Origin of the sequence: Haliscomenobacter sp. (genome assembly GCF_040403615.1) — a bacterium.
Lineage (GTDB): Bacteria > Bacteroidota > Bacteroidia > Chitinophagales > Saprospiraceae > Haliscomenobacter.
In genome coordinates, this window is the sequence record NZ_JBBAKG010000059.1 from 11855 (window position 1) to 19770 (window position 7916).

Sequence of the window (7916 nt, forward strand, 5' to 3'; positions counted from 1 at the left end):
ATTCAGGTCAGCCAAAGCACGGATCACGGTTCCAGCAGGGATAACCAGTTTACCGCCGCTTTTTACAACTACAAAGCCTTTCAACAGATAAGTTTGATCAGCGCTCAAAGTTACCGTGTTGGTGATTACTTTTTCACCACGGATCGGCAAAGACGCAACCATACCGTTCAACGTAGTAGTATCAGTTGGAGCAGGGTAAGCAGTAGTTTTTGGGTTCCAATTGGTCCAACCTTTGGTCCAATCTTTTGCCGCATCACCAGAAAGAGCACCAACATAACTGGTGGGCTCGAATTTGAAATTGGATTGTGCCGCCAGAAATGACGCGCTGCAAGCAGCCAACACAATCATTAAAATTTGTAGATTCTTCTTCATTATGTTCGGTTTTAAACTTAGATTAAAAGTTGTAACTCAACGTCAGCGAAGTAGTGTAACCGTTGGTAAATTTGAACATAGTCCGATCTCCTTCGGAAAACTTCTTGTCAGCGTCAGTATCTTGATAATACACGAGGTCTTTCCGCAACAAATCACCTACAGTCAATTTTACATTGAGTTTTCCGATGTTCTTACCAACCTGCAAGTCGATTACTGATCGTGGTTGCTCAAAAATGTCCTGACGCGTATCTCCAAAATTAGGATCTACACCAACGTAAGCGATCCGGCGACCTACCCGGTTGAATACCGCACTGGCAAACCAACCATTGGATTGGCTTTCGTATTGCAATCCTACGTTGATGACATAGGGTGATTGGCCTTGCAAAGGACGATCCTGTTTGGCCAAAGATCCTTCATCAAAACTCAGTTGGGATTTGATCAATGCCAGGTTGGAAAAGAAAACGGTGCTGGCCAAAAAGCCACTTTCCTTATTTCCGCCCAAAAATGCCAGGTTTCTTCTCACTTCAAACTCCAAACCGTATACATTGGCTGATTTTTCGTTCTCGTAAGTGAAGGTGGTGAAGGGTTGAGTAATGTCGATGCTCAACTCAATCGGGTTTTGAATGGTCTTGTAAAAACCACCTACCGAAATCACCTGGGTGCCGGAAGGATAAAGTTCAAAACGCAGGTCGTAGTTGTTTAATTTAGCAATCTGAAGGGTTTTGTTCCCCTTTATTTCCGCGTTACGGTCAAATACAAAGAAAGCAAAAGGTGCCAATTCGCGGAATTCAGGACGGTTCACTGAGCCGTAATAAGCAGCACGGATATTGGCCTTCTCACTCAATGAATAGGACAGGTTGACGGAAGGCAGCAAAACGCCTTGCTTGATGCGCGAAACCTCAGTGTTTACTTTTTGGTTGCGTACATTGATGTCCACGTTTTCATAACGCAAACCGTATACCGCTCTCAATTTATCCGCAAATTTTTGATCGGCCATCCCATAAAAAGCGGTCAGGGTAGACTTTCCAGAATAGAAAGCTAGATCGTTGGACGTTTTTTCCAGTAAATACAATTTGGTTCCACCAATGCTGCTTTGCCCCAAATCCAAAGCTGGATCTTGTGTATTTGACAAAGAGCCACCGTTGTACACAAAGTTCCGGCTGGTGAAATCGCGTTCCCGATTTTGAATAAAGAACCCAGCTTTGAGTTCTGTTTTTGTACTGGACTTCGCTTTCAATTGCTTGGCCAGTTCGAAAGTTCCTCCATTGAGGTTTTCTTTCAGGTCAGAATAAAAACGCCCTGAACTGGAGTTAAAGAAGTCACCCAATGAAACGCTGTAGTTATTGGGTTCAGAAGCTGGATCAGTGTTGGCATAATTGACAATGCGGTAATCAGGTACTTTTCTACGGATAGAAGAATAGTACACAGAGGCGTTCATGGTCAGGTCATTGTCTCCAAATACATGCTTGAATGAAAGAATCGAGTTGCTAAGTCTATTGGTGTTGATCAGGTTGGCATAGTTGCGCACCAGTACGTTGTCACTGATGTTGCTGATCCCGGTACGGCGGATGGAATTGTTGTCCGTATTGGTATTCAGCAGGTTGCGGAAATTGATTTGAGTTTTCCCAGCTACGTAGTTCACGTTCAACAAGCCGCCAGAACTGAAGTTTTGTTGATAAATTTTGTCATTAAAATTAGATACCTGACCTGCTCCGTCGAAAGTATTGATCGTGCCTTCGCTAAACTTCGCCGTATTGGCATAGTTCAATGCAAAAATCACCCCAAGTTTGCTGGTAGGAGACAAACGAATCGGGAAGCCCAAAGAATAGGCGATGCGACTGTTGGGACTAGCAGAAACGGTTTCGTTAGACCAGTCGTTGTTGAAGTTCTGCGTAATGTCCGCAAATTTTTGCTTTTCAGCTGCACTTGGGAAAAGTGAACTTGATTTAAGACCGTTTTCCGGGAAACTCGGCACATCGCGCTTGCTGCTCGGAAAGTTCAGACTTTCACCTGAATAGCGCTTAAATTGCAAGAAGTCTTTGAAAGTGGTAATAGAATGCGTTTGCCCACCAATTGAGATGTTCTGCGTAAATTCGGTTGGTACGGCTTTGGTGTTGATTTTGATGATGCCCCCACCAAAGTCACCAATTAAATCTGGAGTACCTGCCTTGATGATCTGCAGGTTGTCCAGCAAGCTGGCAGGAACCACGTCAAACGCAAAGGCCTTACGGTCAGATTCGGTGGAAGGCAACAAGGCGCCATCCAGGTATCCTGCGTTGTAACGGTCGTTCATCCCGCGGATGATGGCGAATTTACCCTCCTGGATAGAGGCTCCAGTTACCCGCTTCAATACATCTGAGGTAGTGCGGTCAGGCGTTTTGCGGATCGCATCCGCAGAAATCCCGTCAGAAACCTGCGCAAGGTTTTTGCGTTCGGTCAACAAAGCCAATGCACTGGATTTTTGCACAGTGGCAACGATAACCACTTCTTGCAAGGCATTCACTTCTTCGGCCATTACCACGCTCAGGTTGGTAACTTCGCCAGATTTTACCTCCACCTGAATTTTTTGGTTTTGGTAAGAAACGTAGCTGCATACCAAAACATAAGATCCAGGATTTACCTCAAAGGTGAAATTTCCTTCGATATCGGTAGCTGTACCGCTGTCGGTTCCTTCTACCTGAATGGTGGCACCAATCAGTGCCTCGCCATTTGATTTGTCAATGATTTTTCCAGCAATTGTTCCAGGCTTAGTTTGAGCAGCTAGCCCCATGAAAAAACCTAAACCAAGGACTAAAGCGACTGTGTAAATTGCTTTTTGAAAAGAAAGACTGTAGATGTACTTCATGAAGTTGATTTTTAAATGGAACAGAACACCAAGACGTTTAAAAGAAGTTGATTGCACCATGAAAAAAGAAATATGAAAGAAATGTAACATTAGTGAGTTAGATCGTGGTGTTTGCTGCTCAATCATGTGGAGCTGTTGATTTTTTCCAAATGCAAAGAAAGGCATTCATTGTGTCGTAAAAGCTCAATTCCGATTAAGTTTGGTTTAAGTTTGTGTAAACGACATGTAAACAATTTGCAAATTAAGTATGAACAAACCGCAAAATTATTTTTTAAGTAATTAATAATCAGTTAATTAAATACAATCACTAAACATTCTTTAACAATACTCAAATTACCAATAGCTTCTTTATCGCTATTTAAATAAAATATTTTTATAATTTAATGGCTTTTTTCAAGCCGAGGTTAAGCAGACTTAAATTTGTTGGAATGAAATTTATCACCAAATAGCCCGCCTTTAGCCAATTGTCGTATCTTTATGACCCGTAACACAACCAGAGCACAGGTAACCATTGTCCAACCTCGAAAATTGTGGATAACTGGTTCTTAATGACTGTTCTCTGATCATTGATAACCGAATATGACTAAGTACATTTTTGTTACGGGCGGTGTAACCTCTTCCTTAGGAAAGGGCATCATCTCAGCCTCATTGGCTAAATTGCTACAAGCAAGGGGCTTTTCTGTAACCATCCAAAAGTTTGATCCATACATTAATGTTGATCCTGGAACCCTCAATCCTTACGAGCATGGAGAATGCTATGTAACCGATGACGGCGCCGAAACGGATCTCGACTTGGGTCATTATGAACGTTTTCTGAACGTACCTACTTCCCAAGCCAATAATGTAACCACTGGCAGGGTTTACCAAACCGTTATCGAAAGGGAACGTCAAGGAGGGTATTTGGGTAAAACCGTTCAGGTCATACCTCATATCACCGATGAAATCAAAACCCGGATCCAGATTCTGGGTACCACCGGTAAATTTGACATCGTGATTACGGAGTTGGGGGGTACAGTGGGCGACATTGAGTCGCTGCCTTACCTCGAATCCTTGCGGCAAATGCGCTGGGAACTGGGCTCCGACAACTGCCTCGTGATCCACCTTACACTCATTCCATACCTGAAAGCAGCCAAAGAATTAAAAACCAAACCGACCCAGCATTCGGTTAAGGAATTGCTCAATATGGGCATCCAGCCCGATATTTTAGTTTGCCGCACCGAGTATCCAATTACGATGGACATTCGCCGCAAGTTGGGCTTGTTTTGCAATGTAGATGTGAATTCGGTCATCGAATCCATTGACGCTGAAACCATCTATGATGTGCCGCTGCTGATGCTCAATGAGCGCCTGGACTCTACAGTATTGACCAAATTGCGCCTTCCCGACCGTCGGGAGCCTGATCTGGCGCGTTGGAAGTCATTTTTAGCCAAACTAAAAAACCCAAAAACCAAAGTAAAAATTGGTTTGGTGGGCAAATACAATGAGCTGCAAGACGCTTACAAATCCATCTATGAGTCCTTTATCCACGCTGGTGCAGCCAACGAAGCCAAGGTAAAGGTCATTCCCATCCATTCTGAAGAATTGGAAGGAGACCCAGAAGAAATTCGGCTAAAACTGGAAGGTTTGCACGGGGTATTGGTTGCACCTGGTTTTGGAGAGCGGGGCATCAATGGAAAAATAGAGTCCATCAAATACGTGCGTGAAAACAACATTCCTTTCTTTGGCATCTGTTTGGGCATGCAATGCGCGGTGGTTGAGTTTGCCAAAAATGTACTTGGTTTGGAAGGTGCAGCCTCTACTGAGGTCAATCCCGATGGCCCTTACCCGGTGATCAATATGATGGAAGACCAAAAAGCCATCACCAGCAAAGGAGGTACGATGCGTCTGGGTGCATTTGAATGTGACCTCAAGCGCAGATCGAAAGCAGCATCGGCCTACGGAACGCTCAAAATTAGTGAGCGCCACCGCCACCGCTACGAGTTCAACAACAAGTACCGCGAGCAAATTGAGCAGGCTGGTTTAGTCGCCACCGGAATCAACCCGGATACGGGATTGGTGGAAATTGTAGAACTTAAGGATCACCCCTGGTTTGTTGGAGTACAATTTCACCCGGAATTAAAAAGTACTGTGGAAAATCCACATCCTCTGTTTGTACATTTCATTAAGGCGGCGGTAGCTTACCATAAGGCGCATGAAAAAAGCAAAGCCACGATTGTTCCCGCTTAACACCCGTAAAAAAGGAACCTTGCTCCTGCATTGGGTTCCTTTTTTTTTGTTGTTTAGTGCCTGGGCTTGGAATTGCCAAAATCCTTTTTTTTGGGACACCGTGCAATTGGCTTCGCGTCAGGCGGGTTGGTATTTTGATCAGAATTTCAAGTATTTGTTACTTCCTGATGTCATCGACAGTGGGCATCCGAGCGGATTTGGGATGTACCTGACCTTGTGCTGGAAATTGTTTGGGCAAACGCTTCTGGTAAGTCACCTGGCCATGTTGCCTTTTATTGGCTTATTCTATGTGGGTCTCCTGCGCATTGGCTCAACTTTGGACGCATTTTGGGGGCGTTTTTTGCCCTTATTGGTAGCTGTTGATCCTGTAATCCTGGGGCAGGTGTCGCTGGTCAGCCCGGATATTGCCTTGATTGCCTTGTTTTTGTGGGGCTTCATTGCGGCGAAATTCAGGTTTGAACTTCGAAACGCGCAATTGATACTCGCCTTTTGCTGCTTGGGATTGGCCATGATAAGTTTGCGCGGCATGATGGCGGTGGTGGTTTTGTACGTTTTTCAGGTAATCATCAACAAAGACCTTCCCTGGAAAAACCTTCGCCAATGGTTGCAATCACTCCTCCCCTATTTGCCATCCGGGCTTTTTGCTGTGTCATTCCTGGTATACCATGCCCAAGCCAAGTCCTGGATCGGTTTTCATGGAGATTCGCCCTGGCAGGAAAGTTTCAAATATGTCACTTTCAATGGGTTAATAAAAAATTGCCTCATATTGCTCTGGCGTTTGCTGGATTATGGGCGTATTTTTATGGTACTGGGCTTTCTTTTTATCTTGGTACAAAAACGGTCTTTTGTCCAAACCAACAAGCCTTACTTGCTGCTTTTTATCCTTGCATTGCTCATTCAAACGCCTCATTTTTTGTTGTTTAAAGGTTTAAATGCGCATCGGTACTTACTTCCGACATTTTTGGCTGGACATTTGTTGTTTTTGTCTTTATTGGCACAGGGTAAGTTCAATGGGGCATTTAAGTCTGCCCTGCTGATTGTAGTTACGATGGGACTGTTCAGTGGCAATTTCTGGATTTACCCGCGCGGCATCGCCCAAGGCTGGGACAGCACCCCCGCTCATTGGGCGCATTTTGGATTGCGGAGTGAACTCATCCAGTACCTCGATCAGCATAAAATTCCATTGGCAGAGGTTGGCACTGTTTTTCCTGAAGTGGGCCCGCTGCATTGGAGAGATTTGCACCACCGTCAGGAGGGTTTCAGTCCGGTCAATTTGAATACCAATCAATATATTTACTATTCCAGTACAATGAATGATTTCACCAATGGACAAAGGGCAATCCTGTGGCAACAATGGACAAAAGTTTTGGTCAGCAAAAGAGCAGGACTAGAAACCATTTTATTCAAAAAACCGGCACAACAGAACCATGAATTTTAGAAAAAAGAACATCCTGGAATTGGAGCGCATCAGCACAGATGAATTTAAAACACAAGCCAAAACCCCATTGATACTGGTCCTCGACAATGTGCGTTCGGCACTCAATGTAGGCTCAGCTTTTCGAACTGCGGATGGTTTTGCCCTTGCCAAAATATACCTGTGTGGCATTACTGCACAGCCTCCTCATAAAGAAATTCTCAAAACTGCCATTGGTGCTACCGAATCGGTAGCTTGGGAATACTGCGAAGACCCTCTAACTGCAATTGAGGCATTGAAAGCAGAAGGTTGGCAAGTGTTGGCCATCGAACAGGCTGAAAACAGTACATCTTTGGATTTGTATGCACCGCTGCCCGGAGCAAAACTAGCCATCGTGTTTGGCAACGAAGTCAGCGGGGTATCGGATGAAGTCATGGAAGTAGTCGATGGCGCTTTGGAGATACCCCAATTTGGCACCAAGCATTCCTTGAATATTGCTGTTTGTGTGGGGATAGTGGTGTGGGATTTGTTTGTGAAGCTTAAAACACAAAAGTACTAAACCCGCCTATACCACACAAAGGAATAAGCAGAGGGATTCTCAGCATCGGCAGAATGATCTTCCCGGTGGCTTTCAGCCCAAAAAGCAGGATCTATTTTTGGAAAAAAAGTATCGCCCTTTACCGTGGCATGCACCTCGGTGATGATGAGTTCATCAGCGAGGTGCATGGTTTGTTTGTAAATTTCAGCACCGCCCAGGATGTTCAATTGGGTTACGCCCATTTTCTCTGCCAATGCAAATGCTTCATCCACTGAATGTGCCAGCGCCACCCCCTCTTTGACTGGATAGTCTGTTTGGCGCGTAACCAGAATGACGTCTTTTCGGTTGCCAAAAACATGCAGTCCCTCTGGCGTTTCGTAGGAATTGCGCCCGGTCAACAAATGCCCGTTTTGGATTTGGGCCATAAAAAAGGCCAGATCGGCAGGCATGTGCCAGGGCAAAGTCTGCTGGTTTCCAATGACATCGTTGTCGGATTTTGCGGCGATGATGGTCTTGTGCAT

Annotated in this window: 6 protein-coding genes; 3 read left to right on the forward strand and 3 right to left on the reverse strand. The window is 44.8% G+C overall.

Annotation, left to right across the window (positions count from 1 at the left end; translation table 11 throughout):
- Both ABW391_RS18240 and ABW391_RS18245 read right to left on the reverse strand, forming a co-directional pair.
- Positions 1-372, reverse strand: a 372-nt coding sequence (locus ABW391_RS18240; protein WP_502916337.1) for a beta-helix domain-containing protein, incomplete at its 3' end; no start/stop codon positions are given.
- Positions 373-394: 22 nt separating this feature from the next.
- Positions 395-3217 carry a TonB-dependent receptor gene (locus tag ABW391_RS18245; protein WP_353483342.1) on the reverse strand — a complete coding sequence of 941 codons (2823 nt, stop codon included), beginning with the start codon at positions 3215-3217 and terminating at the stop codon, positions 395-397.
- 579 nt (positions 3218-3796) lie between these two features.
- On the opposite strand from ABW391_RS18245, the gene pyrG reads away from it, so the two are divergent.
- From pyrG to ABW391_RS18260, 3 genes are read left to right on the forward strand one after another with little or no spacing between them, the layout of a single operon-like run.
- Positions 3797-5443, forward strand: a complete 1647-nt coding sequence (gene pyrG, locus ABW391_RS18250; RefSeq protein ID WP_353483343.1) for a CTP synthase — start codon at positions 3797-3799, stop codon at positions 5441-5443.
- Positions 5409-6881, forward strand: a complete 1473-nt coding sequence (locus ABW391_RS18255) for a glycosyltransferase family protein (RefSeq protein ID WP_353483344.1) — start codon at positions 5409-5411, stop codon at positions 6879-6881. Before pyrG ends, ABW391_RS18255 begins: the two co-directional genes overlap by 35 nt.
- The gene (locus ABW391_RS18260) at positions 6871-7416 is read left to right on the forward strand and encodes an RNA methyltransferase (protein WP_353483345.1); all 546 of its coding nucleotides are present in this window, start codon (positions 6871-6873) and stop codon (positions 7414-7416) included. Before ABW391_RS18255 ends, ABW391_RS18260 begins: the two co-directional genes overlap by 11 nt.
- Here ABW391_RS18260 and ABW391_RS18265 read toward each other — a convergent pair.
- A partial coding sequence (locus ABW391_RS18265) for a dihydrofolate reductase (RefSeq protein WP_353483346.1) occupies positions 7413-7916 on the reverse strand: 504 nt, incomplete at its 5' end. The genes ABW391_RS18260 and ABW391_RS18265 overlap by 4 nt on opposite strands.

Bases quoted from the DNA above. Each gene is read 5' to 3' on its own strand.
- pyrG (WP_353483343.1), top strand. From the start codon at position 3,797: ATGACTAAGTACATTTTTGTTACGGGCGGTGTAACCTCTTCCTTAGGA.
- ABW391_RS18255 (WP_353483344.1), top strand. From the start codon at position 5,409: ATGAAAAAAGCAAAGCCACGATTGTTCCCGCTTAACACCCGTAAAAAA.
- ABW391_RS18260 (WP_353483345.1), top strand. From the start codon at position 6,871: ATGAATTTTAGAAAAAAGAACATCCTGGAATTGGAGCGCATCAGCACA.
- ABW391_RS18245 (WP_353483342.1), bottom strand. From the start codon at position 3,217: ATGAAGTACATCTACAGTCTTTCTTTTCAAAAAGCAATTTACACAGTC.